The sequence below is a fragment of the Janibacter hoylei PVAS-1 genome (assembly GCF_000297495.1).
Taxonomy (GTDB): domain Bacteria; phylum Actinomycetota; class Actinomycetes; order Actinomycetales; family Dermatophilaceae; genus Janibacter; species Janibacter hoylei.
On sequence record NZ_ALWX01000022.1, the window covers coordinates 108,074 to 131,500 of the forward strand.

Below are 23,427 nucleotides of genomic sequence, written 5' to 3' on the forward strand. Positions count from 1 at the left end.
CGGGACCCCCTCTGCCCGGCCGCCATGGATCTCCTGCGCCTCGCGGCGGCTCTGAGCGTGGTGCTCGGCACGCTCGGCTGGGGATTCATCGGCTTCGCGCTCTTCATGCTCGTGCTCGGAGGCTCGATGATCCCCCGCGCCCTGGGGACCCCCGCGCCGCTCGATCTCTCCTACTGCGCGACGATCCTCGTCGGCGCCTGGGCCGCGATGCTCGACTGGTACCTCGCCGTCAGCTGGCTCGATGTCGTCGTGCATGCCGCACTGACCGGCCTCGTCGGCGCGATCGGCTACGCCGCGCTCGAGCGGCTCGGGCTCTTCGGTGAGGACATGACTCGGCTGGGGTTCGTCGTCGTGAGCAGCACCCTGGCCACGACCCTCGCCCTCCTCTGGGAGATGGGTGAGTGGTTCGGGCACACCGTCCTCGACGACCGCATCCAGGTGGGCTACGAGGACACGCTCGGCGATCTCGGGGCCGGGGTGGTCGGGGCGGTCGTCGCCGCGGTCCTGCTCGCACTGAGTAGACCTGAGCCCGAGGGGTCAGGATGAGAGCACCCGCCGGGCACGGCCTGCCGAGTGTCTCCGTCGTCATCCCGGCTCGCGACGATGCCGTGGCCCTGCGCACCTGTCTGACCTTGCTCGCCCGCCAGCACGTGCCGCCGCTCGAGGTCGTCGTCGTCGACAACGGCTCCCGCGACGACACGGCAGCAGTCGCACGGGCGCACGGAGCGACGGTGATGCACGAGTCACGGGTCGGAATCCCCCTCGCTGCGGCAACTGGCTACGACGCTGCCCGCGGCGAGGTGATCGCCCGTCTCGACGCCGACTCCCGTCCCGGCCCGGGCTGGGTCGAGGGGGTCGCCCGGGCCATGGCCGACCCTGCGGTGAGCGCCGTGACCGGCACCGGCACCTTCTACGACCTGCCCCGCCCATTCGGGCCGCCGGTGGCTGCGCTGTACCTCGGTGCGTACTACGTCCTGAGCCACCTCGCGCTCGCCCATACCGCGCTGTGGGGCTCGAGCATGGCCGTTCGCCGCAGCACCTGGCTCGCCGTCCGCCACGAGGTGCACCGCGAGGACCCCGAGGTGCACGACGACATGGACCTCGCGTTCGTCCTCGGGCCGGGCCGAAGGGTTCGGCTGGCGCGCGGCCTGCACGTCGGGGTCTCGGCCCGGTCGCTGCGTGGGGCCGCGCAGGTGCGTCGGCGCTTCGCACGGGCTGTGCGGACCCTCGAGCTCAACTGGCAGGTTCACCCGCCGTGGCTGCGGTGGCGCGACCGCATCGAGCGGGCGCGCCTCGAGGTCATTGACCGGGCAGGCCGATCGTCGCGACGATGATCAGCTGGCTGAGCAGAAAGCCGGTGAGATAGTTGAGCCAGAGGAAGCGTCGCCAGCCTGTGTGCGCGCGCTCGCACTCGGCCTCTTCCAGCCGTAGGTACGGCACGACGTTGGCGAGGTAGGGCAGGACGAAGGCCGCAGCGAGCGTGCTTGGCCAGGGCAGGGCCAGCAGGAGCAGCCCGCTGACGAGGTAGGCGAGCAGGGCGAAGCCGGTGGTGCGCCGCGCCCCCCAGGACGGTGCCGATCGAAGCGATGCCGCCTGCCCGGTCGGCCTCGATGTCCTGCACCGCGCCGAAGGCGTGCGACCCGACCCCCCAGGCGAAGAACCCGGTGAGCGCGGCGAGGGTGACGGGGTCGAAGGTGCCACCGGACAGCGCGATGCCCAGGACGGCGGGGCTGACGAAGTGGGTGCTCGACGTCAGCGAGTCGAGGAAGGGCCGTTCCTTGAATCGCAGCCCTGGGGCTGAGTACGCGACAAGTGCGAAGACGCTCACCGCGAGGACGAGGGTCGAGCGGAGATCGCCGAGGATGACAAGCACGACGACGAAGGGCAGGTTCGACACCACCACCGACCACAGGGTGGCCCGGTGCAGGCCACGATCGAGGACGACCCCTTCGACTCCTCCCTTGCGGGGGTTGCGGATGTCCGACTCGTAGTCGAAGACATCGTTCACCCCGTACATGAGCAGGTTGTAGGGCACGAGGCACCACAGCGTCCCGACGACCCAGGAGAGGTCCACCCGCCCGCCGGCGAGCAGGTAGGCGACGGCGAAGGGGTAGGCCGTGTTGACCCACGACAGCGGCCGGGAGGACGCGAGGACGTGGGCGAAGGGAGAGGACTGAGCCGACCGCTGCTGCGCTGCGGCACTCATCGCTGGGCTCCGCGGGTGGCTCGTGGGTGGTCGAGATCGAGCAGGAGCGTGAGCGCGGGCAGGGTGGCAGCGGCCGCGACCGGCCACGCGAGGTCCTCGAGCGGTGCGAGGCCGATGCGTATGCCGGAGAGCTGGGCCTCGTCGAAGCGGAAGAGGTCGGCGGCGATCATGAGGTTGTCGAAGATCACGGTGAGCACGACGAGCGCCAGCGCCGTCGCAGCGGTCGCGAGCCACCAGCGCCGGTCGGGTCGGCGCAGCACGGCGGCGGCGACGAGGACGAGCGCCGCGGCGGCGAGGAAGCAGACGGCCAGGCCGGCGTAGGTCATGAGGGCAACTCGCCGCGGGGGATCAGGCTCGAGAAGAGCCCGTGGAGCACGCACGTGAGGTAGCTGAGGAAGACGATGAAGAAGATCTCCTCGACGGGGAGCTCGGGCAGCAGCTCGATGCCGGTCATCGCGGGCGACTCGCCACGCACGTACATGCCCGACTCGATCGCCACGAGGTCCCACACGAGGAAGAGCAATGAGCCTGCTGCGACGACGGCGAGGGTGCGGGCGGGCCGGTCGAAGAGGGCGAGGCGCCACCGGTGGTCGACGAGACCCACGCAGACCGTGGAGACCACGACGAAACCGAGGTAGAGCAGACCCACTCAGCCCACCTCGACATCGCCGGTCGGGGTGACGCTCGGCCCGCTCGAGGTATCGCCCCTCAGCCGCTTGAGCACGAGCTCGGCGCTGATGAGACACATCGGCAGCCCGATGCCGGGGCGGGTCGAGTAGCCCGCGTAGTAGAGCCCGTCGACCTTCTTCGAGACGTTGTCCGCGCGGAAGAAGGCGCTCTGGCGCAGGACATGTCCCGGTCCGAGCATGCTCCCGGAGAAGGACGACAGATCCCGCACGAAGTCCTCCGGCCCGACGGTGCGCCGGACCTCGACGCGCTCGGCAAGGTCCGGCACGCCCGCCCACGCAGCGATCTGATCGATGGCCGCGTCCACGGTTCGCTCCACCCCGGGGTCACCGGCGCCGTCCGTGCCGCCCCGGCCGATCGTGGGGTCTGCGGGGACAGGGACGAGGACGAAAAGGTTCTCCTTGCTGGCGGGGGCGACGGTGCTGTCGCTCGCCGACGGCCGGCACACGTAGATCGAGGCCGGGTCGGGCACCCGGGGCTCAGGGCCGAGGATGTCGTCGAAGTTGCGCCGCCAGTCGGTGGTGAAGAAGAGCGAGTGGTGGGCGAGCTGCGGCAGCTCGCCGTCGACGCCGAGCATCGCGAGCACACCCCCGGGCCCGGGGTCGACCTGCTCCCACCACGACTGCGGGTAGGTCTGGAGGTGCTCGGGGAGCAGCGCGGTCTCGACGTGGTGCAGGTCGGCCGCCCCGACCACGGCATCGCACGGGAGCTCCTGGGTCTCGCCGTCCGGGCCGGTGACGTCGACGCCGATCACGCGGGCACGCCGACCGCGCGCGGCAGTCGTACGGATAGCGGTCGCGGTCGTGCTCGTCCTCACCCGGACGCCGTGGCGCTCGGCCACCCGCACGAGGGCGTCAACGATCGTCGTGAAGCCCCCTGCCGGGTAGAGCACGCCCTCTGCGAGGTCCATCCAGCTCATGAGGTGGTACATGCTCGGGGCGCGGTCTGGCGAGGTGCCGAGGAAGACAGCGGGGTAGCCGAGGATCTGACGCAGCCGTGCGTCGTCGAAGCGGGTGGCGATGTGGGACTCGAGTGAACGAGTCAGCAGGCTCGAGAGGCGGGGCCCGTTGCGCAGCACGTCGGCGTTGAGCAGCGAGCCGCTGGAATCGAAGCTCGTGTAGAGGAAGCGGTCGACGGCGAGCTCGTACACGTGGCGCGCGGAGTCGAGGTAGTCCGACAGCGCCGACCCAGCACTGGGCTCGAGGGACTCGAACAGCGCCTCGTTGGCCGCCCTGGTCGCCTGCACGTCGACCGGCTCGTCGTCATGCTCGAAGAAGACCCGGTAGCCCGGGTCGAGCCGGACGAGGTCGAGCTCGGAGTCGACGGAGGTGCCGAGCATCTCGAAGAAGTGGGCGAAGACCTCGGGCATGAGGTACCACGACGGCCCGGTGTCGAAGCGGTAGCCCTCGTGCTCCCACAACCCCGCCCGGCCGCCGGGACGCTCCGAGCGCTCGACGAGATCCACCTGCCAGCCGTCGGCGGCGAGCAGCGCCGATGTGGCCAGACCGCTCACCCCGCCACCGATGACGCAGACGGTCCCGGGCTCGCGCGGCTGACTGGTCCGACCGGTCCAGCGCAGGGGCCTCATCGTCGGCCTCGAACGACGCTGTCGAGCACGATTGCGGCCTTGCGGGGGCCCGGCACCCGGACCCGCTCGTGGCGCAGCCGCTCCACGGGGGTCTCGCGCAGTCGGCCAGACAGCTCGGCGAAGAGCCGGTGCGCCACCCGGACTGCACGTCGGCTGCTCGGCGGCAGCTGCTCGACGGCGGCGGCAGCGAGGGCGAGATCGTTGTCGAGGTCGTCGAGGAGCCGGTCACGGTCGGCGTCGTCGATGCGGTGCGGGTCGACGCCCGGGAAGTAGCGGCGACCGAGCTCGTCGCGGTCGGCGGCGATGTCTCGCAAGAAGTTCACCTTCTGGAAGGCGGCCCCGAGGCGTAGAGCCCCCGGGGCGAGCCGGTCGTAGCTGGCCTGGGCGTCGGGCTCGTCGGCGAGGAAGGCGCGCAGGCACATGAGACCGACGACCTCGGCCGATCCGTAGACGTACCTCGCGAAGCTTTCCTCGTCGTGGGTGGTGCGAGTGAGGTCGGTGCGCATCGAGGCGAAGAAGGGCTCGACGAGGTCCATGCCGATCCCGCATGCTCGCGCTGTCCGGGCGAAGGCATGGACGACGAGGTCAGAGCTCAGGCCGCGGTCGATCGCGACGTTCACCTCGCGCTCGAGATGGTCGAGCACAGCGCGCTGCTCGTCGGTGGCAACGTCGGGGCGGGGAGCATCGACGATCTCGTCGGCGACCCGGACCAGGGCGTAGATGCTGCGCACGCGCGCCCGGACGGGTTCGGCGAGCAGCCTGCTCGACGCACCGAAGGAGGTCGAGTACCGGGCGATGACGAGCTCGGCCGCGGCCTGGGCGGTCGCGTCGTAGCGGACGTGGGGTGGGGCCTCGTCGCGCTGATGCCTGGCCGGTGTCATGCCACGCCGCCCTCGAGAGAGCCCGCGACCTCGCCCACCCACGTGACGAACTCGGGTGGGAGGCTCAGGTCCTCGGCGAGCGTGGTCGCCTCGCGCAGCTGCTGCGTGGCGAGGTCGTCGACGAAGGAGCGTGATCCGGCAGTCGCGAGGGCGGCCCGGACGTGCTCGACGCCCTGCTCGTCGAGGTCGGGATCACCGAGATGGCGCTCCAGGACAGGCCACGCCGAGGTAGTGCGTGCGTGGACGACGAGCGGTGTGCGCTTGCCCTCGCGCAGGTCACCGGCGATGCCTGGCCTGCCGGTCTGGGCCGGCGTGCCGAAGACTGCGGTGAGGTCGTCGAGCAGCTGGTAGGCCAGGCCGAGGTGCCGCCCGATGCGGCCGAGGCCGTCGACGAGCTGGTCCGGGGAGTCGGCGAGCACGGCGCCGCACTGCATCGGCAGGCTGAAGGAGTACACCGCAGTCTTCTGCTCGGCGACGCTCAGCGCTTCCTGCAGCGTCGGTTCCTCGCAACCGAGCGAGAGGCGGACGTCGGCCAGCTCTCCTGCGGCCGAGACCGCCAGGGTGTGGTCGAAGAGGTCGAGCAGCTGGAGCATCCGCTCACGCGACACGGGCGCCGAGGCCACGGCCCGCATGGCCGCGCCGAGCGCCAGGTCGCCGGTGAGGATCGCCCCGGCGGTGGCGAAGGAGCGGGCCGCAGCCGCCGGGGCGCCGACTCTGAGCGCGTCGGCGTGGAAGCGGCCAGGCGTGCTCAGCCCACCCCGTCGGAGGTCGTCGCCGTCGATGACGTCGTCGTGGACGATGAAGGCGGTGTGCAGCATCTCCACGGCGTCGGCGACCTGGTCGACGGCCGGGCCGGCGTCACCGCCGAGCAGGTCGTGGACCGAACGGACGAGACGAGGGCGGAAGCGCTTGCCGCCGCTGCCTGCCGAGGCCAGAGCGTCCCGCAGGACCTGAGCGTCGCTGAGCTCATACGCCGACACGGCCGCTGCCGGCGATGTGGTCACAGAGGTGGGCTCGGCGTCACGGGTTGCCGACCTCATACGGCCTGGCCGACCTGGTCGAGGGCGCTCCGGCCAGCAGGCAGCTCGTCGAGCTGGAGGACGAGCCACGGGCTGAGCGCCCACGGCGCGACCTCGGCCGTCGTCCTCAGCTCCTGCGGCGTCACCCAGCGGGCCTCGACGGCCTCGTCTCGGTTGAGGCTCGGGTCCGATGTCGTATGGGCGAGCCAGACAGGACAGACCTCGTGCTCGACGATGCCCGAGGCGTCGACCGCTCGGTAACGGAAGTCTGGGAGCAGGGGCTCGAGGTGGTCCAGCCGCAGCCCGAGCTCGTACTCGGCGTAGCGGTGCACCGCGACCTGGGGGTCCTCGCCCGGGCGAGGGTGCCCGCAGAAGGCGTTCGTCCAGACCCCCGGCCAGGTCCGCTTGTTGAGCGCGCGTCGGGTGAGAAGGAGACGGCCGCTGCCGTCGGTGACGTGGCACGAGAAAGCGAGGTGGAGCGGCGTGCGGTCTGTGTGCACGTCGGCCCGAGGGGCGGTCCCCACGGGACGTGCGTCGTCAGCCAGCAGCACGACCAGATCGGCCGGGTCCTGATCTGCGGTGCTCATGGTGTCAGCATGTCATCTGAACAACGTGATCTGGACGCCAGTGTCCAGGGTTTTGCGTCACTCCTTGATCTGGCGGGCGACTACCCTTCGACTGACATGAATGCTGCATCCAAGACCTACGACGTGCGCACCCACGGGTGCCAGATGAACGTGCACGACTCCGAGCGCCTCGCCGGGCTGCTCGAGACGGCGGGCTACGTCGACATCGCGAGCCTGCCTGCTGACGACCGGGGCGAGATCGCCGACGTCGTCGTCTTCAACACGTGCGCGGTGCGCGAAAACGCGGACAACAAGCTCTACGGCAACCTCGGCCAGCTGCGCCCGCTCAAGCAGCGCAACCCGGACCTGCAGATCGCGGTCGGGGGCTGCATGGCGCAGAAGGACCGCGCGACGATCGTCGAGCGCGCCCCGTGGGTCGACGTCGTCTTCGGCACGCACAACATCGGCTCGCTGCCGGCTCTGCTCGACCGCGCGCGGCACAACGACGAGGCCCAGGTCGAGATCCTCGAGTCGCTCGAGACCTTCCCCTCGACCCTCCCGACGCGACGCGACTCCGCCTACTCGGGCTGGACCTCGATCTCCGTCGGCTGCAACAACACGTGCACCTTCTGCATCGTCCCCGCCCTGCGCGGCAAGGAGAAGGACCGCCGGCCGGGCGAGATCCTCGCCGAGCTCGAGGCGCTCGTCTCCCAGGGCGTCATCGAGGTGACCCTCCTGGGGCAGAACGTCAACAGCTACGGCGTCGAGTTCGGTGACCGGCTCGCCTTCGGCAAGCTGCTGCGCGCCTGCGGTGACATCGAGGGGCTGGAGAGGGTCCGCTTCACCAGCCCGCACCCCGCCGCCTTCACCGACGACGTCATCGACGCGATGGCCGAGACGCCCAATGTCATGCCGAGCCTGCACATGCCGCTGCAGTCCGGATCCGACCGGGTGCTCAAGGCGATGCGCCGCAGCTACCGCTCCGAGCGCTTCCTCGGGATCATCGAGCGCGTCCGCGACCGCATCCCCGACGCGGCGATCACGACGGACATCATCGTCGGCTTCCCCGGCGAGACCGAGGAGGACTTCGAGGAGACGCTGCGCGTCGTCCGCGAGTCCCGCTTCAGCTCCGCCTTCACCTTCCAGTACTCGATCCGCCCCGGCACCCCGGCGGCGACGATGGACGACCAGGTGCCCAAGGAGGTCGTCCAGAAGCGCTACGAGCGCCTCGTCGCCCTCCAGGAGGAGATCTCCTGGGCCGGCAACCGCGAGCAGGAGGGCCGCGAGCTCGAGGTGCTCGTCGCGACGGGGGAGGGGCGCAAGGACCGCGAGACCGCCCGGCTCAGCGGGCGCGCCCCCGACAACCGCCTCGTCCACTTCGCCCTCCCGGAGGGGCTGGCCGAGGCCGGCCGCCCGCGCCCGGGTGACATGGTCACCGTCGGCGTCACCTACGGCGCCCCGCACCACCTCGTCGCCGACTCCGCGATCACCGGTGGTGTCTTCGCCGTGCGCCGCACGGCCGGTGGCGATGCGTGGGCGGCTCTGCAGGAGCAGGGCGCCGAGGGCGCGGTCGCCAAGCCGAGCGTCTCGCTCGGCATGCCGCGCATCGGCGCTCCGGAGACGGTCGAGACGAGCGGCCCCGCCTGCGGGCTCTGACACCCGGGCATGACGAAGGGGGTGGGTCACCGTTGCGGTGACCCACCCCCTTCGACGTGTCAGTGAGGCTGACTCACTCGCCGATCTTGCCGTCGAGGAAGTCCTTGCCCTTGTCGACGTGCTCGGAGCTGGCACCCTTGCCCTCGGCGAACTCGCCGGCCTTGTCCAGCCCCTGGTCGCTGTGCTCCTCGACCTTGTCGCTGTTGTTGCCGAGAGCGTCGGTGGCCTTGCCCTTCAGATCGTCGAACCCCATGGTGTTCTCCTTCTGTTGCCGGGTGCCCGGTATCGGGCCGTGGTCCCAGCCAAACACGTGCGCGCGAGCGCTTCAACCGCTGGCGCTGACGTGCCATGTACTAAGTGGTTGAAAGTCCAATAGTTGACACGACAATTAAAAGCATCTAGGGTCCGTCGTGTTCCCAGAACCAACGATCACCACCCAGGAGACATCGTGAGCAACTTCCCCACCGGCACCTACACCATCGACGCCAGCCACTCCGAGGTCGGCTTCGTCGCCCGCCACGCCATGGTCACCAAGGTTCGCGGTTACTTCCGCGAGCTCGAGGGCACGATCACCGTCGCCGACGACTTCACCGCCTCGTCCGCCTCCGCCACGATGCAGGTCGCCTCCGTCGACACCGGCTCCGCCGACCGCGACGGCCACCTGAAGTCGGCCGACTTCTTCGACGCCGAGAACTACCCGACCGTCTCCTTCGTCTCGACCGGCATCAAGGACGTCAAGGGCGAGGAGTTCACCCTCGTCGGCGACCTGACCATCAAGGACGTCACCCGCACCGTCGAGCTCGCCGCCGAGTACGAGGGCACCGCCCAGGACCCCTTCGGCAACGTCCGCGTCGGCTTCACCGCCCGCACCGACGTCGACCGTGAGGACTTCGGTCTGACCTGGAACGCCGCGCTCGAGACCGGTGGCGTCCTCGTCTCGAAGAAGATCACCCTGACCCTCGACATCTCGGCCATCAAGCAGGCCTGAGTCTCGAGCCACACCGTGCGGCGCCCCTGACGCCGCACCCCCCCCGCGGAGCCGGGGCCGGTCCCCCCCTTGCCGGCCCCGGCTCCGTCATGTCGTGGGGGCCGGGCGACATACGATGCGGTCCATGACGATCCACCGCATCACCATCACGGGAGAGCCGGTCCTGCACACCCGCGCAGAGCCGGTCACCGACTTCGACGCGCGGCTGCGCACCCTCGTCGAGGACATGTACGAGACCCAGGAGGCCGCCCACGGCGTCGGCCTGGCCGCCCCCCCAGATCGGGCTCGGCCTGCGGATCTTCACCTGGAGCATGGCCAACGACGACGGGGTGCCGAGTCTCGGCCACGTCATCAACCCCTACGTCCGGGCGAGCAAGCCCGCTGCCGGCGAGCCCGACCGCGACCACGAGTCCGAGGGCTGCCTGTCGGTCCCCGGCTACTCCTTCCCCCTGCGTCGGGGGGAGCGGGCGGAGGTCACCGGCTACGACTGGGACGGCAACGAGATCGCCTTCTCCGCCACGGGCTGGTTCGCCCGCTGCATGCAGCACGAGTACGACCACCTCAACGGGTTCCTCTACGTCGACCGCCTCGGCGACCGCTGGAAGAAGAAGGCCCGCAAGGCCGTCAAGGCCGAGGGCTGGGGCGTCCCCGGGCACACCTGGCTGCCCGGCGAGGGGCCCGACCCCTTCGGTCACGACGACCCGGACGTCGACGAGGAGTGACCCCGCAGGTCATCGCCGTCGTCGGCGCCACCGCGACGGGCAAGTCCGACCTGGCCCTCGACCTCGCCGAGGAGCTCGGTGGCGAGGTGGTCAACGCCGACGCCATGCAGCTCTACCGCGGCATGGACATCGGGACCAACAAGCTCCCACCGGACGAGCGGCGCGGCATCCCGCACCACCTCCTCGACGTCCTCGACGTCACCGACGAGGCGACCCTCGCCGACTTCCAGCAGCGCGCGGAGGCCGCGGTCGTCGACATCCTCGACCGAGGTCGCGTACCCGTCCTCGCCGGCGGCTCCGGACTCTACGTGCGCGCCGCGCTCGACCACCTCGACATCCCCCCCGACGGACCCGCAGGTCCGCGCCCGTCTCGAGGCGGTGGCCGAGGACGAAGCGGGTCCCGCCGCCCTGCGTCGTCGACTCCAGCAGGTCGACCCCGCAGCAGCCGAGGCCATCGAGCCCAACAACATCCGTCGGATCATCCGGGCCCTCGAGGTCGTCGAGATCACCGGTCGCCCCTTCTCGGCGACGGCACCCACCAAGCGCTACCGACGCCCTTCGCTCGTCATCGGTCTGCGTGACGACTGGACGGCGCTCACCGAGCGCATCGAGCGACGGGCCCGGGCGATGTGGGACGGCGGGCTCCTCGACGAGGTGCGCCGCCTCGACGCCGCCGGCCTGCGCGGTGGGCGCACCGCATCCCGGGCCATCGGCTACGCCCAGGCGCTCGGCGAGCTCGACGGTCGCTGGGGGCGTGAGGAGGCGATCGCCGACACGGCGCGCGCCACCCGCCGCTACGCCCGCCGGCAGGAGTCGTGGTGGCGCCCCGACCCGCGGCCCCGATGGCTCGACGCCACGGCGCCCGACCTCGTGCAGGTGGCGTCGGACCTGGCTCGCCGTCCGACACAATGGACGCCATGACGCTGCGATTCACCAAGGGCCACGGCACCGAAAACGACTTCGTCCTCGTGCCCGACCTCGACGGCGGGCTCGACCTCACCGCCGAGCAGGTCGTCCGCCTCGCCGACCGGCAGGCCGGCATCGGCGGCGACGGCCTCATCCGCGTCGTCCGCACGGCCCACGCCGCCGAGGCCGACGTCCGCGCCCAGGCCGACGAGGCCGAGTGGTTCATGGACTACCGCAATGCCGACGGCTCGCTCGCGCAGATGTGCGGCAACGGCACCCGCGTCTTCGCGACCTGGCTGCGGCGAGAGGGTCTCGTCGGCGACGACTTCGCCATCGCGACACGAGCAGGTGTGCGGCGCATCCGCTTCGAGGGCGACGACGTCGTGACCCACATGGGCACGTGGCGCTTCGTCGACGAGGCCAAGGCGCAGGAGCAGGGCTTCGACGCGCTCGTGCACGTCGAGGAGGCCGAGGACATCACCGAGCCCTACTCCGGGCTCTCGCTCGACCTCGGCAACCCGCACACCGTCGTGGCCCTGCCGGAAAACGTCAACCTCAACGGACTGCGTCTGCGGCGTCCGCCCGCCGTCAACCCCGTCCCGCCGGAGGGGAGCAATGTCGAGTTCGTCCGCGTGCTCGGACCGGGGCACATCTCGATGCGGGTCCACGAGCGCGGCGTCGGGGAGACCCGCTCCTGCGGCACCGGCGTCTGCGCGGCGGCCATCGGCACCGCCTTCTGGTCCGGCGACGCGGACTCGACCGGCACGATGACCGTCGAGGTCCCCGGCGGCACCCTGCGGGTGCGGCTCCTGCCCGGCCGGGAGGTCGAGCTCGCCGGCCCTGCGGTGCTCGTCGCGGACGGGACGACCGAGCTCGTCTGAGGGGACCCCTTCGCCCCGCCTCGACATGCGAGTGACGGCCATCACACCTAGCGTGGAGGTCATGGGACGAGCGACACGAGTCATCGTCGGGGCACTCACCGCTGGCGGGCTCACCCTCGCCGCGACCGCCGGCGCCACTGCGACCCCCGACGCGAGGCCGGGGCCACCACCGGCGGGCCATGACCTGCCGAAGATGCCCGTGATGCGTGGCAACGGCGGCGCCGTCGCCTCCGTCGACCCGATCGTCAGCCAGATCGGCATCGACATCCTCGAGCGGGGCGGCAATGCCGCCGACGCGGCCATCGGGATGGCCGGGGCGGTCGGCGTCGTCGAGCCCTACAGCTCCGGCCTCGGTGGTGGCGGCTTCTTCGTCCACTACGACGCGAGGACCGGCAAGGTCGAGACGATCGACGGCCGGGAGACCGCGCCCGCGAGCTTCCACGACGAGGTCTTCGTCGGGGACGACGGGCAGGCCATGGACTTCGACACCGTGGTCAACTCCGGTCTCTCCGTAGGGGTCCCGGGCACGCCGGCGACCTGGGAGCTGGCGGCGGAGCGCTACGGCACGAAGTCGCTCCACCAGCTGCTCAAGCCTGCGGAGGACACCGCGCGGCGCGGCTTCGTCGTCGACGAGCCCTTCCACGAGGCGACGGTCGACAACGCCGAGCGCTTCGCCAAGTTCCCCGACACCGCGAAGATCTACCTGCCCGGCGGTGAGCCGATCAAGACCGGCGCGATCCTGCGCAACCCCGACCTCGCCCGCGCCTACCGGCAGATCCGCACCCACGGTGCCGACGCCATGCAGCGCGGCGACATGGGCAAGGCGGTCGTGCGGACCGCGCGCAACCCCCGCACCGCGCCCGGGGTGTCGGTCCCGCGCGGGCAGATGACGATGGCCGACATGCGCGCCTACCGGGCGTTGGTCAAGGAGCCGACGCACAGCGAGCACCGGGGCCTCGACGTCTACGGCATGCCGACCCCGAGCTCCGGCGGCTATGCCGTGAGCGAGATCCTCAACCTGCTCGAGTCCTACGAGCAGCGGACCGGCAAGCGGACCGAAGACCTCTCCGACGGCGAGTGGGCGCACTGGTTCGCCGAGGCCTCCGCCACGGCCTTCGCCGACCGCAACCGCTACGTCGGCGACGTGCCGGGCGTCCCGGGCGAGGAGCTGCTCTCCCAGGACTTCGCGGACGAGCGCTCGTGCCTCTTCGACGAGGACGCGGCGATGACCCGTCCCGTCCCCTTCGGCGAGCCGGACGGCTCCTACAGCGACTGCCAGTCCTCGACGGCGACGACGAAGGTGGGGTCCGAGGACCAGCACACGACGTCGCTGACGGCCGTCGACAAGCACGGCAACGCCGTGACCTACACGCTGACGATCGAGCAGTACGGCGGCAGCGGCATGGTCGTGCCCGGCTACGGGTTCTTGCTCAACAACGAGCTCACGGACTTCAACTTCACGCCGGTGACGAAGGGGGTCCCCGACCCCAACCTGCCCGGTCCCGGCAAGCGGCCGCGGTCGTCGATGGCCCCGACGATCGTCCTCGAGGACGGCAAGCCGTGGATGACCGCCGGCAGCCCCGGCGGCGCGACGATCATCACGACGGTCGCCCAGCTCGTCTCCGGTGTCGTCGACCGCGATCTGCCGATCGGCGACGCGCTCGCCGCTCCACGGGTGTCCTCGCGCAACGGGAGCTCCACCGAGCTCGAGCCCTCGCTCGCCGGGGGCCCGGTCGGGGACGACATGCGGCGGCGAGGCCACCAGGTCAAGGAGGTCTACCGGCTCGGCAATGCCACCGGCATCCGGGTGCACGACCGACGGGACCTCGAGGCCGCCGCCGAGCCGACCCGCGCCGGAGGTGGGTCGGCCATGGTCGTCGACCCGGACTGGTGGCGGTACTCGAGCAGGCCCTGAGGTGGCTCTCGCGGGGCTGCCGAGGTCGGTCGCGGCCTAGGCTCTCGGTGTGGAGCTGCTGCGGGATGTCACGTGCGGCGGCTGGCTGCTCGCCCGGGTGGGTGACTGGGGTCGAGTCGGCGGTGTCGCCGGTGCCGGCTTCGCGGCCTATGCCCGGGTCCTGCACCCGGTCCCCGTGACCCGGCTGGACCTGTCCGACGTCGACACGTGGGGGATGCCGCGCGTGCTCGTGGAGACCCGCTGGCCGTGGGCGGAGATCGCCTCCCGGCAGGGGCTGACGATGCACCCGCTCGTGCAGTTCAACCGACTGGCCGATCTGCACAGCGGCGTGCAGTTCGCGGACGGGTGGCAGGTCGGTCAGACGCGCGAGGGGTGCCTGGACGTCGACCTGCTCGCCGGGCTGACCGGGCACCTCCGCGATGCGACGGCGACGCCCGACGACCTCGTCGCCGGGATCTGGGCCGGCTGGGGTGAGCTGTCCGGCTCGGCGTCCGTCGTCTACCTCTCGGACGACGCCGGGCTGCAGGCTGGTGGGCGCGGCGCCGGATGCAGCGGGAGTCCGAGCGGCGGCGTGCGGCCTCGCTCCGGCCCGAGGTGCGTCGAGCCGTGCGGCGCGGGCCGCTCCTGCAGCTGCCCGGGCGCGAGTGTCTGCTCTTCGCGACCTCGTCCGCCGAGCTGGCCGACCCGACATGGCCGGGGCGCGCGGGGATCGGGGTCATGGCAGAGGCGCCCGAGCTCGGCCCGCAGATCATCTGGCCCGCAGGCCGCGAGTGGGTCGTCGCGAGCGAGATCGACTGGGACAGCACGATCGTCGCCGGCTCACGTGAGCTCGTCGACGCGGTCCTCGCGGACGAGCGGTTCGAGGCCTACGAGGTCGACGAGAGCAGTGACCTCACCTGGGAGGGTGACCTGATCAACCCCCCGCGGGCCGGCTGGTCCGCAGGACCCTGAAGCTCTTGCTCGTCGCCGCCCGCTCCGTGGGCAGCCCGAGCTCGTCGGTGATCCAGCGGGCGTACCCGTCGGCGCCGAGGTTCTTGCCGATGACGAGGTGGGCGTCGGCTCCCTGCGTCAGGCGGGGGAGCCAGGTGCCCAGCAGCTCCTGCACCGCGGGCTTGCCGATGCGGATCGGCGGATTGGACCAGATCGCGGCGAAGGCGAGGTCGGCCGGCACCTCGTCCGGTCGGGCCGTCCGCACATTGGTCAGGCCGAGCGTGGCCGCATTGCGGCGGGTGAGGTCGAGCGCGCGCTCGGTCACGTCGACGGCCCAGACGGTGGCCTCGGGGGAGAGCAGGGCGAGGCTGAGGGCGATGGGCCCCCAGCCGCAACCGATGTCGAGCAGGTCGCCGGCCGCAGGGGGTGCGGGCACCTCGTCGAGCAGGATCGCCGTCGCCTTGTCGACGCCGCCGGGGGAGAAGATGCCGCCGGCCGTCTCCACCGTGACCTCACGGCCGGCGAGGGTGAGCTGCCGCGGGCGGCGCTCGGCGTCGGTCGCGGCCGGGGAGTCGGTGAAGTAGTGCTCGGTCACGGGGATCACCCTAGGTGTAACTGGGCATGACCTTGGTGACGCGGGTCTTCGGTGGGTGGTGGCAGGCGCGGTGGTGTCGGGGGGAGGTGGTAGGGATGTCGTCGAGAAGTTGTCCCCACCCCCTCTTGACGGCATTCGAACAGGTGTTCGATACTGGGTGAGCGAGGGGAGGTGCGATGAGCGGGCAGACACAGCAAGTGCAGTCGGGGGAGCGAGTTGGTCTGCCGAGGCGTCTTCGGGGGATGCTCGCGGAGTTGGCTGCGGCTCGCCCTGAGGGGTTGAGCGAGGCGGACCTGCTCGAGGTCATCACGTTGGGTGAGGCGTTGAAGGGGTCGCTGGCTGGGGTGCAGGCGCGGGCGACGGCTCGGTTCGTCGCGGAGCGGGACGCGCGGATCGGTGAGCAGAAGCAGGCGGGGGAGATCAGTGCGCGTGAGGCGACGTCTCGGCGGCGCGGGTCGCGGTGTGACGTGGCGTTGGCGCGGCGCTGCTCGCCCAGCCAGGCGGACCGGCACGTGGGGTTGGCCAAGGCGTTGGTGGAGGACTTGCCGCACACACTGCAGGCGTTGACCTCGGGTGAGGTGGGTGAGTGGCGGGCGACGATCGTCGCGAGGGAGACGGCGTGCCTGTCCCACGAGGACCACGTGATCGCCGACGAGCGGTTGTCGGGGTGCCTGACCACGTTGGGGGATCGGCAGCTGCGGGCTGCTGCGCACCGGGTGACGGTGGACCTGGACCAGGAATCCCTGGTGCGCGAGGAGGGAGCGGGCGGTGGCGTCGCGGCGGGTGAGCATCCGCCCCGCGGCCGATGGGATGGCGTGGTTGAGCGTGCTGGGCCCGATGGTCGACGTCGTCGGGGCGTTCGCGGCGCTCAAGGCCGCCGAGCAGGCCCGGTTCGTCGCGACCGGCGACCCCGAGACGGACGCGGCACGTGCCGCGGATGACCGGGGGCGTGGGGCGTGGATGACCGACACCGCTCTGGAGCGGCTCTCGGGCCGGGCGCAGGGGCAGACGCAGCCGGTCGAGATCGGCCTGGTGATGAACGAGAGCCTCCTGATCCCCACCAGCGACACCGCCGGCGAGTCCGAGAGCGGCGTGGAGGTGGTCGGCCACGGCCCGATCCCCGCGGGTACGGCGCTGGAGCACCTGCTGAGTCTCCTCGAAGACGCGAGTGATGCTGAGGGCCGTGACACGGCGACGTGGTTGCGCCGATTGTGGACCACCCCCGACGGCAAGGACCTGGTGGCGATGGACTCCACCCGCCGCCTCTTCGCGGGCGGGCTGCGCAGGTTCATCCACGCCCGCGACGCCGGGACCTGCCGTGTCCCGTGGTGCGGGGCCCCGATCCGGGACATCGACCACATCACCCCACACGCATCCGGCGGCGCCACCAGCGCGGCTGGTGGGTGGGGGACCTGTCAGGCGCACAACCTGGTCAAGGAGACCCCCGGCTGGCGGGCCGAGGTGATCTCGACCGGGCTCGACCCCGGAGGCGGGGCCCACGAGGTGGTCATCACCACCCCGACCGGCAGCGACCACCACTGCCTTGCCCCACCACTCCTCGGGCACGGACGGGGTCGCGACACTGACCCCCTTCGTCGCGGGGCGGGTCCACGGGCCGACCTGCACTGGTCGCCCGTGGAGGAGTACCTCTCCGAGCTCGCTGCCTGAGCCCGGCGGGCGGTCAGTCGACGTCCTCGTCGACCCAGTCGAGGGTCTTGGAGATCGCCTTGGTCCAGTTACGGTGCAGTCGCTCGACCTCGGTCTCGTCCATCGACGGGGACCACCGCTCGTCCTCGGTCCAGTTGTCGACGATCTCGTCCGTCGACTCCCAGTAGCCGACGGCCAGCCCGGCCGCGTAGGCAGCACCGAGCGCAGTGGTCTCGGCGATCTTGGGGCGCACGACGTCGACGCCGAGGATGTCGGCCTGGAACTGCATGAGCGTCTCGTTGGCGACCATGCCGCCGTCGACCTTGAGCTCCGTGAGCCGGCCGCCCGCGCGCTCGGCATCCTCCTGCATCGCGTCGAGCACGTCGCGGGTCTGGTAGGCCGTCGACTCGAGCGCGGCCCGGGCGATGTGGCCCTTGTTGGCGAAGCGCGTCAGACCGAGGATCGCCCCCCCGGGCGTCGGGGCGCCAGTGCGGGGCGAAGAGCCCGGAGAAGGCCGGCACGAAGTACACGCCGCCGTTGTCCTCGACGGTCCCGGCGAGCTGCTCGACCTCGGGCGCCTCGCGGATGAAACCGAGGTTGTCTCGCAGCCACTGGATGAGCGACCCGGTGACGGCGATCGAGCCCTCCAGCGCGTACACGGCCGGCTCGTCGCCGAGCTGGTAGCAGACCGTCGTCAGCAGGCCGTTGTCGCTCGTGACGATCTCCGTGCCCGTGTTGAGCAGCATGAAGTTGCCCGTGCCGTACGTGTTCTTGGCCGTCCCCGGCGTCAGGCAGGCCTGGCCGAAGGTCGCCGACTGCTGGTCGCCGAGGATCCCCGCGATGGGCGTGCCGTTGAGGACGCCCGGCTTGCACTCGCCGTAGACCTCGGACGAGGAGCGGATCTCGGGCAGCACCTGCAGGGGCACCCCGATCGCCTCGCAGATGGCCTCGTCCCACTGCAGCGTGCGCAGGTCCATGAGCATCGTGCGCGAGGCATTGGTGACGTCCGTGACGTGCACGCCGTCGTTCTCGCCGCCGCCGGTGAGGTTCCACAGCACCCAGGTGTCCATCGTCCCGGCGAGCAGCTCGCCCGCCTCCGCCCGCTCGCGGGCGCCCTCGACGTGGTCGAGGATCCACGCGATCTTGGGCCCGGCGAAGTAGGTCGCGAGCGGCAGGCCGCAGACCTCCTTGAAGCGGTCGAGCCCGCCGTCGGCCGCGAGCTCGTCGACGATCCCCTGGGTGCGGGTGTCCTGCCAGACGACCGCGTGGTGGATCGGTTGGCCGGTCGCCTTCTCCCACACGACGGTCGTCTCACGCTGGTTGGTGATGCCGACGGCCTCGATGTGGCCGCTGTTGAGATTGGCCTTGCCGAGGGCCCCGCCGATGACCCGGCGCGTGTTGCCCCAGATCTCCAGCGCGTCGTGCTCGACCCAGCCGGCCCGCGGGAAGATCTGCTCGTGCTCGATCTGGTCGGTCGCCACGACCGCCCCGTCACGGTCGAAGACCATCGCCCGGGTGCTCGTCGTCCCCTGGTCGATGGCCAGCACGTAGGTCGTCGCAGCGCTCATGGCCGCATCCTGTCAGGTTTGGGTTCGGCCACGGCGGCAGACGCGACTACCTTTGTGCCATGACGACTCCCACACCTCTGGACCCCCAGCAGCGCGCCGAGGCCTGGCGCCGCATCGCGAGCCAGGACCTCGACGTCCTCGTCATCGGGGGTGGCGTCACCGGCGCCGGGGTCGCCCTCGACGCCGCGACGCGCGGCCTGAAGGTGGCGCTCGTCGAGCAGCGGGACTTCGCCTCGGGGACCTCGTCGCGCTCGAGCAAGCTCTTCCACGGAGGGGTGCGCTACCTCGAGCAGCTCAACTTCGGGCTCGTCCGCGAGGCGCTCAAGGAGCGCGAGCTCATGCTCACCCGGATCGCGCCGCACCTGGTCAGGCCGGTCTCCTTCCTCTACCCCCTCGAGCACCCGGTCTGGGAGCGCCCCTACGTCACCGCGGGCCTGACCCTCTACGACACGATGGGCGGCGGCCGGTCCGTGCCGCGGACCAAGCAGCTGACGAAGGGGGGAGTGCGTCGCCTCGTCCCGGCGCTCAAGCCCTCCGCCCACCACGGCGGGCTGCTCTACCACGACGCCCAGTGCGACGACGCTCGCCACACCCTCACCGTCGTGCGCACTGCCGCCTCCTACGGCGCCACGGTGCTCAACTCCGCCAAGGTCACCGGCCTGCTCCACGCCGGTGAGCGCGTCGTGGGCGCCCGGGTGCTCGACGTCGAGACCGGTGACGAGGTCGAGGTGGGGGCCTCGGTGGTCATCAACTGCACCGGCGTGTGGACCGACGACATCCAGACCATGGCCGGGGGGCGGGGGCGCTTCCACGTCCGCGCGAGCAAGGGCGTGCACATCGTCGTCGCCCGTGACCGGGTCAACTCCGAGACCGGCCTGATCCTGCGGACGGAAAAATCCGTGCTCTTCTGCATCCCGTGGGGCACCCACTGGATCATCGGCACGACCGACACCGACTGGAACCTCTCCCGGGCGCACCCCGCTGCGACCTCGGCGGACATCGACTACATCCTCGAGCAGATCAACGGCGTGCTCCTCACGCCGCTGACCCGCGACGACATCCAAGGCGTCTACGCCGGCCTGCGACCGCTGCTCGCCGGGGAGTCGGAGGAGTCCTCGCAGCTCAGCCGCGAGCACGCCGTCGCCCGGCCCCAGCCGGGCCTCATCTCGATCGCCGGTGGCAAGTACACGACCTATCGCGTCATGGCCGCCGACGCCGTCGACGCCGCTCGTGAGGATCTCTCGCCCGGCGTGCCCGACAGCGTCACCGAGCACATTCCGCTGGTCGGGGCCGAGGGCTACCAGGCTCTGGTCAACCAGCTCGACACCCTGAGCCGGCGTCACGACCTGCCGGTCTGGCGGGTGACCCACCTGCTCGACCGTTACGGCTCTATGGCCGTCGACCTCTTCGCCATGATCGACGAGGACCGCTCTCTCGCAGAGCCGCTCGCAGGAGCGGCGGAGTACCTCCGGGTCGAGGTGGTCTACGCGGCGCGCCACGAGGCCACCCTCCACCTCAACGACCTGCTGACCCGGCGCACGCGCATCTCGATCGAGACGACCGACCGGGGTGTCGAGGCGGCCGAGCCGGCAGCCCAGATCCTCGCGGCCGAGCTCGGGTGGGACGAGGAGCGCACGCGCTCGGAGGTCGAGCACTACCTGCGGCGGGTGCAGGCGGAGATCGAGAGCCAGCAGATGACCGAGGACGAGCGGGCCGACGCCGAGCGCACCGAGGCCACCGACATCCGCACCTTGGCAAAGGGCTGACCTCCCGGACACGCCACCGTCACCTGCACACCCTGACCGGTCCACCCGGCGCCCACGGCTCACCTCGGGCGTCTCGTCAGGTGACGTGACGACCGACTCGGCGGTCGTCTGGGCCCGGGCGGACCGCCCTTCGCGGATGGTGGCCACGCTCACGGGGCGAGGCCGCTCCCGCCGCACGATCCGCGGGCCGTGGGTCACGCCGGGCACCGACCACACGGGCAAGATCGACCTGCGCCTTCTCGCACCGGGGCGCCGGCACGAGATCGAGGTGGCCTTCGAGGACGAGCACGGCCGCCGCGGCGAGAGCGCCGACCTGAGCTTCACCACGGCCGACCGGGGCCGGGGGAGCCAGTCCTTCGTCTGGACCGGTGACACCGCCGGGCAGGGCTGGGGGATCAACCCGGACCTCGGCGGGTACGTCGCCTACCGCGCCATGCACGCGACGCGCCCGGACTTCTTCATCCACTGCGGCGACACGATCTACGCCGACGGGCCGATCGAGGCGAGCGTCACCGTGCCCGACGGGCAGGTGTGGCGCAATCTCGTGATCCCCGAGGTGTCTGACGTTGCCCAGACCCTCGCCGAGTTTCGCGGGCGTCACCGCTACAACCACCTCGACGGCAACCTGCGCGCCATGTACGCCGACGTCCCCGTGATCGCCCAGTGGGACGACCACGAGACGACGAACAACTGGTACCCGGGCGAGGTCCTCGAGGACCCCCGGTACGACCGCGAGCGGCGCGTCGACGTCCTCGCGCGCTACGCCAAGCGCGCGTGGTGGGAGTGGCAGCCGATCAGCAACGGTCAGGACCGACGCGACGGGCAGCGCATTCACCGCAGGGTCTCGCGTGGTAGGCACCTCGACGTCTTCTGCCTCGACATGCGCACCTTCAAGGACCCCAACACCCCGGGTCTCGAGCAGCGCCGCACCAGCCTCATCGGCGACGAGCAGGTCCGCTGGCTCGCCCGTGAGCTCAAGCGTTCCACCGCGACGTGGAAGGTCATCTCGGCCGACCTGCCGCTCGGCATCGTCGTGCCCGACGGCGATGCCCAGGAGTCCCTCGCCAATGCCGACGATGGTGCGCCGCTCGGCAAGGAGATCGAGCTGGCCTGGCTGCTGCGTGAGATCAAGCACGTGCCCGGAGTCGTGTGGATCACCGCCGACGTGCACTACTGCGCCGCCCACCACTACAGCCCTGAGCGAGCGGCCTTCACCGACTTCGCGCCCTTCTGGGAGTTCGTCGCCGGGCCGATCAACGCGGGCACCTTCGGGCCCAACGAGATGGACGGCACCTTCGGCCCCCGGGTCGACTTCGTCAAGAGCGCCGATCACCCCAACCAGTCGCCGCGGGGCGGCAACCAGTTCTTCGGTCACGCCGACATCGCCGACGACGGCACGCTGACCGTCACCCTGCGCGACGCGCAGGGGACGGTGCTCTACACGCGGGAGCTGTCGCCGGAGCGCTGACCGGCGTCCTCGAGGACGATCGGGCGCCGCCCTTCGCCGCGCACGAGGGCGAACCACGCGATCGTCAGCAGCACGAGCGCCCCCGCACCGACGAGGAAGGCATTGCGTCCGTCCTCGGTCGTCGCGAGCAGGACGATGACGCCGACCATGAAGGTCATCGCGATGAGGTTGAGCACGGGGAAGAAGGGCATCGCGAAGCCGCCGGGCCGGGCACCCTCGCGCGCCATGCGGGCGCGCATCCGCAGGTGCGCCAGCAGGATCATCAGCCAGGTGAAGACCGTGGCGAAGGAGGCGATCGCGGCGACGAAGAAGAAGAGCCGGTCCTCGATGACGAGGAAGAGCACGAGGCCGACTCCGCCTGCGGCAAACATGCACACGACCGGGTAGATCGGGATGTGCGCCCGCGGGGACAGGTGGAGGAAGGAGCGCGGGGCGTGCCCCTGCTCGGCGAGGCCGTACATCGTCCGGGAGCAGGCGTAGAAGATCGCGTTCATCGCGGACAGGGCGGCTGTGAGGACGACGAAGTTCATCACGTGCTGCGCCGCCGGCACCTGGAGCGCGGCGAAGACCTCGACGAAGGGGGAGGACTCACCGGTGACCTCGTCCCACGGGATGATCGACATGATCACCGCGAGCGCCGCGACGTAGAAGAGCAGGATGCGGAAGGGCACGGTGTTGACCGCGCGCGCGATGGAGTGCTCCGGGTCGTCGGCCTCGCCGGCCGTCATCCCGAGCGTCTCGATGCCGCCGAATGAGAAGACGACGACGCTGAAGCTCATGATGATGCCCCACAGGCCGAAGGGGGGCGAAGCCGTCGTGGCTCCACAGGTGGGCGAAGTCCGGGGTCGTGCCGCCGACCTCGCGTCCCCAGAGGATGAGCGCGAGTCCACCGACGACGAGGGCGATGATCGCCGTCACCTTGATGAGGGAGAACCAGAACTCCATCTCCCCGAAGACCCGCACCGCCATGAGGTTGAGCGCCCCGATGAGGGCGATCGCCGCCGCCATCCACACCCAGCCGGGGACCCCGGGGAACCACAGCCCCATGTACGTCGCGACGGCCGTCATGTCGGCGATGGCGACGACGGCCAGCTCGAGCCAGAAGACCCAGCCGACGATGAAGCCCGCGTACGGGCCGAGGAAGGAGCCTGCGTACTGGGCGAAGGACCCTGCGACGGGGTGGCGCACGGCCATCTCACCGAGGGCCCGCATGACGACGTAGACCATGAAGCCGGCGACGGCGTAGGCGACGAGGACGGCGGGGCCGGCGGCCTGGATGGTCTCGGACGATCCGTAGAAGAGGCCGGTGCCGATGGCGGTGCCGAGCGCGATGAACTGCACGTGGCGGGGGGTTCAGCCCGCGGTCGAGGTGCTCGTGCTCGGGGACGGTGGTGGGGGAGTCGGACACGGCTGGAGACCCTACGCGCTCGCCGGGGGT

General features: G+C 71.1%; 20 protein-coding genes and 6 pseudogenes. 14 read left to right on the top strand and 12 right to left on the bottom strand.

The genetic code is table 11. From position 1 onward, the window contains the following. Positions 1-24 precede the first annotated feature (24 nt). Both B277_RS05825 and B277_RS05830 read left to right on the top strand, forming a co-directional pair. Positions 25-546: a DUF2238 domain-containing protein gene (locus B277_RS05825; RefSeq protein WP_007926172.1), complete on the top strand. Its 522-nt coding sequence runs from the start codon at positions 25-27 to the stop codon at positions 544-546. Beyond that, positions 543-1,334 carry a glycosyltransferase family 2 protein gene (locus B277_RS05830; RefSeq protein WP_007926183.1) on the top strand — a complete coding sequence of 264 codons (792 nt, stop codon included), beginning with the start codon at positions 543-545 and terminating at the stop codon, positions 1,332-1,334. Before B277_RS05825 ends, B277_RS05830 begins: the two co-directional genes overlap by 4 nt. Here the strand turns inward: B277_RS05830 and B277_RS05835 are convergent. The 7 genes and pseudogenes from B277_RS05835 to idi form a co-directional block, all read right to left on the bottom strand. Further along, a pseudogene (locus B277_RS05835) lies at positions 1,300-2,206 on the bottom strand (prenyltransferase). The gene B277_RS05830 and the pseudogene B277_RS05835 sit on opposite strands and share 35 nt — an antisense overlap. Continuing rightward, entirely contained in the window at positions 2,203-2,532 is a 330-nt protein-coding gene (locus tag B277_RS05840) for a lycopene cyclase domain-containing protein (protein ID WP_007926185.1), read from the bottom strand. The pseudogene B277_RS05835 and the gene B277_RS05840 overlap by 4 nt, the downstream one beginning before the upstream one ends. Beyond that, entirely contained in the window at positions 2,529-2,855 is a 327-nt protein-coding gene (locus B277_RS05845) for a lycopene cyclase domain-containing protein (protein ID WP_007926187.1), read from the bottom strand. Before B277_RS05845 ends, B277_RS05840 begins: the two co-directional genes overlap by 4 nt. Further along, positions 2,856-4,481 (bottom strand): phytoene desaturase family protein, encoded by a 1,626-nt coding sequence (gene crtI / locus B277_RS05850; RefSeq protein ID WP_007926189.1) that lies wholly within the window; start codon positions 4,479-4,481, stop codon positions 2,856-2,858. Further along, on the bottom strand, positions 4,478-5,362 hold the full coding sequence (locus tag B277_RS05855) for a phytoene/squalene synthase family protein (RefSeq protein ID WP_007926190.1): 885 nt from the start codon (positions 5,360-5,362) through the stop codon (positions 4,478-4,480). Before B277_RS05855 ends, crtI begins: the two co-directional genes overlap by 4 nt. Next, complete coding sequence (locus B277_RS05860) at positions 5,359-6,342, bottom strand: polyprenyl synthetase family protein (protein ID WP_007926191.1); 984 nt, start codon at positions 6,340-6,342, stop codon at positions 5,359-5,361. Before B277_RS05860 ends, B277_RS05855 begins: the two co-directional genes overlap by 4 nt. Before the next feature lie 56 nt (positions 6,343-6,398). Then, entirely contained in the window at positions 6,399-6,968 is a 570-nt protein-coding gene (idi, locus tag B277_RS05865; protein ID WP_007926192.1) for an isopentenyl-diphosphate Delta-isomerase, read from the bottom strand. Positions 6,969-7,064: 96 nt separating this feature from the next. Between idi and miaB the strand changes: the two genes are divergently transcribed. Continuing rightward, on the top strand, positions 7,065-8,603 hold the full coding sequence (gene miaB / locus B277_RS05870; protein WP_007926193.1) for a tRNA (N6-isopentenyl adenosine(37)-C2)-methylthiotransferase MiaB: 1,539 nt from the start codon (positions 7,065-7,067) through the stop codon (positions 8,601-8,603). A gap of 73 nt (positions 8,604-8,676) precedes the next feature. On the opposite strand, the gene B277_RS05875 is transcribed toward miaB, so the two are convergent. Continuing rightward, the gene (locus B277_RS05875) at positions 8,677-8,856 is read right to left on the bottom strand and encodes an Rv0909 family putative TA system antitoxin (protein WP_040880908.1); all 180 of its coding nucleotides are present in this window, start codon (positions 8,854-8,856) and stop codon (positions 8,677-8,679) included. Between the two features lie 195 nt (positions 8,857-9,051). On the opposite strand from B277_RS05875, the gene B277_RS05880 reads away from it, so the two are divergent. The 7 genes and pseudogenes from B277_RS05880 (at position 9,052) to B277_RS05905 (ending at position 14,966) form a co-directional block, all read left to right on the top strand. Further along, entirely contained in the window at positions 9,052-9,591 is a 540-nt protein-coding gene (locus B277_RS05880) for a YceI family protein (RefSeq protein ID WP_007926194.1), read from the top strand. A 124-nt stretch (positions 9,592-9,715) separates the two neighbouring features. After that, a pseudogene (locus B277_RS19780) lies at positions 9,716-9,802 on the top strand (peptide deformylase); the annotation flags it as partial. A gap of 100 nt (positions 9,803-9,902) precedes the next feature. Continuing rightward, positions 9,903-10,313, top strand: coding sequence for a peptide deformylase (locus tag B277_RS18935; protein WP_007926196.1), 411 nt, complete (start codon positions 9,903-9,905; stop codon positions 10,311-10,313). Continuing rightward, positions 10,310-11,234: pseudogene (gene miaA, locus B277_RS05890) on the top strand (tRNA (adenosine(37)-N6)-dimethylallyltransferase MiaA). The gene B277_RS18935 and the pseudogene miaA overlap by 4 nt, the downstream one beginning before the upstream one ends. After that, on the top strand, positions 11,231-12,100 hold the full coding sequence (dapF, locus tag B277_RS05895) for a diaminopimelate epimerase (protein ID WP_007926202.1): 870 nt from the start codon (positions 11,231-11,233) through the stop codon (positions 12,098-12,100). The pseudogene miaA and the gene dapF overlap by 4 nt, the downstream one beginning before the upstream one ends. Positions 12,101-12,161: 61 nt before the next feature. Continuing rightward, entirely contained in the window at positions 12,162-14,015 is a 1,854-nt protein-coding gene (gene ggt / locus B277_RS05900) for a gamma-glutamyltransferase (RefSeq protein WP_007926206.1), read from the top strand. A gap of 606 nt (positions 14,016-14,621) precedes the next feature. Beyond that, complete coding sequence (locus B277_RS05905) at positions 14,622-14,966, top strand: hypothetical protein (protein WP_156811742.1); 345 nt, start codon at positions 14,622-14,624, stop codon at positions 14,964-14,966. Here the strand turns inward: B277_RS05905 and B277_RS05910 are convergent. Further along, complete coding sequence (locus tag B277_RS05910; protein WP_007926210.1) at positions 14,929-15,549, bottom strand: class I SAM-dependent methyltransferase; 621 nt, start codon at positions 15,547-15,549, stop codon at positions 14,929-14,931. The genes B277_RS05905 and B277_RS05910 overlap by 38 nt on opposite strands. Before the next feature lie 233 nt (positions 15,550-15,782). Between B277_RS05910 and B277_RS20260 the strand changes: the two genes are divergently transcribed. Further along, positions 15,783-16,481, top strand: a complete 699-nt coding sequence (locus B277_RS20260) for a DUF222 domain-containing protein (RefSeq protein ID WP_420795267.1) — start codon at positions 15,783-15,785, stop codon at positions 16,479-16,481. A gap of 740 nt (positions 16,482-17,221) precedes the next feature. On the opposite strand, the pseudogene glpK reads toward B277_RS20260, so the two are convergent. Further along, positions 17,222-18,755 (bottom strand): annotated as a pseudogene (glpK, locus tag B277_RS05920) (glycerol kinase GlpK). Between the two features lie 59 nt (positions 18,756-18,814). Between glpK and B277_RS05925 the strand changes: the two are divergent. The 3 genes and pseudogenes from B277_RS05925 to B277_RS05930 all read left to right on the top strand — a co-directional run bounded on the left by B277_RS05925 (position 18,815) and on the right by B277_RS05930 (position 21,989). Further along, the gene (locus B277_RS05925; RefSeq protein ID WP_007926219.1) at positions 18,815-20,521 is read left to right on the top strand and encodes a glycerol-3-phosphate dehydrogenase/oxidase; all 1,707 of its coding nucleotides are present in this window, start codon (positions 18,815-18,817) and stop codon (positions 20,519-20,521) included. Positions 20,522-20,600: 79 nt separating this feature from the next. Next, positions 20,601-20,765, top strand: a pseudogene (locus tag B277_RS19785) (alkaline phosphatase D family protein); the annotation flags it as partial. Between the two features lie 24 nt (positions 20,766-20,789). Next, positions 20,790-21,989, top strand: a complete 1,200-nt coding sequence (locus B277_RS05930) for an alkaline phosphatase D family protein (protein ID WP_337590121.1) — start codon at positions 20,790-20,792, stop codon at positions 21,987-21,989. Here the strand turns inward: B277_RS05930 and B277_RS19485 are convergent. Both B277_RS19485 and B277_RS19490 read right to left on the bottom strand, forming a co-directional pair. Next, entirely contained in the window at positions 21,959-22,768 is an 810-nt protein-coding gene (locus B277_RS19485; protein ID WP_274517171.1) for an amino acid permease, read from the bottom strand. The genes B277_RS05930 and B277_RS19485 overlap by 31 nt on opposite strands. A 91-nt stretch (positions 22,769-22,859) precedes the next feature. Continuing rightward, positions 22,860-23,330, bottom strand: a pseudogene (locus tag B277_RS19490) (amino acid permease); the annotation flags it as partial. Between the last annotated feature and the right edge of the window lie 97 nt (positions 23,331-23,427).

What these genes read in the sequence shown, in the direction of transcription:
- crtI (WP_007926189.1), bottom strand. Translation starts at nt 4,481, where the DNA reads ATGAGGCCCCTGCGCTGGACCGGTCGGACCAGTCAGCCGCGCGAGCCC.
- dapF (WP_007926202.1), top strand. Translation starts at nt 11,231, where the DNA reads ATGACGCTGCGATTCACCAAGGGCCACGGCACCGAAAACGACTTCGTC.
- B277_RS05875 (WP_040880908.1), bottom strand. Translation starts at nt 8,856, where the DNA reads ATGGGGTTCGACGATCTGAAGGGCAAGGCCACCGACGCTCTCGGCAAC.
- ggt (WP_007926206.1), top strand. Translation starts at nt 12,162, where the DNA reads ATGGGACGAGCGACACGAGTCATCGTCGGGGCACTCACCGCTGGCGGG.
- B277_RS05855 (WP_007926190.1), bottom strand. Translation starts at nt 5,362, where the DNA reads ATGACACCGGCCAGGCATCAGCGCGACGAGGCCCCACCCCACGTCCGC.
- miaB (WP_007926193.1), top strand. Translation starts at nt 7,065, where the DNA reads ATGAATGCTGCATCCAAGACCTACGACGTGCGCACCCACGGGTGCCAG.
- B277_RS05825 (WP_007926172.1), top strand. Translation starts at nt 25, where the DNA reads ATGGATCTCCTGCGCCTCGCGGCGGCTCTGAGCGTGGTGCTCGGCACG.
- B277_RS19485 (WP_274517171.1), bottom strand. Translation starts at nt 22,768, where the DNA reads ATGAGCTTCAGCGTCGTCGTCTTCTCATTCGGCGGCATCGAGACGCTC.
- B277_RS05840 (WP_007926185.1), bottom strand. Translation starts at nt 2,532, where the DNA reads ATGACCTACGCCGGCCTGGCCGTCTGCTTCCTCGCCGCCGCGGCGCTC.
- idi (WP_007926192.1), bottom strand. Translation starts at nt 6,968, where the DNA reads ATGAGCACCGCAGATCAGGACCCGGCCGATCTGGTCGTGCTGCTGGCT.
- B277_RS05830 (WP_007926183.1), top strand. Translation starts at nt 543, where the DNA reads ATGAGAGCACCCGCCGGGCACGGCCTGCCGAGTGTCTCCGTCGTCATC.
- B277_RS18935 (WP_007926196.1), top strand. Translation starts at nt 9,903, where the DNA reads ATGGCCAACGACGACGGGGTGCCGAGTCTCGGCCACGTCATCAACCCC.
- B277_RS05925 (WP_007926219.1), top strand. Translation starts at nt 18,815, where the DNA reads ATGACGACTCCCACACCTCTGGACCCCCAGCAGCGCGCCGAGGCCTGG.
- B277_RS20260 (WP_420795267.1), top strand. Translation starts at nt 15,783, where the DNA reads ATGCTCGCGGAGTTGGCTGCGGCTCGCCCTGAGGGGTTGAGCGAGGCG.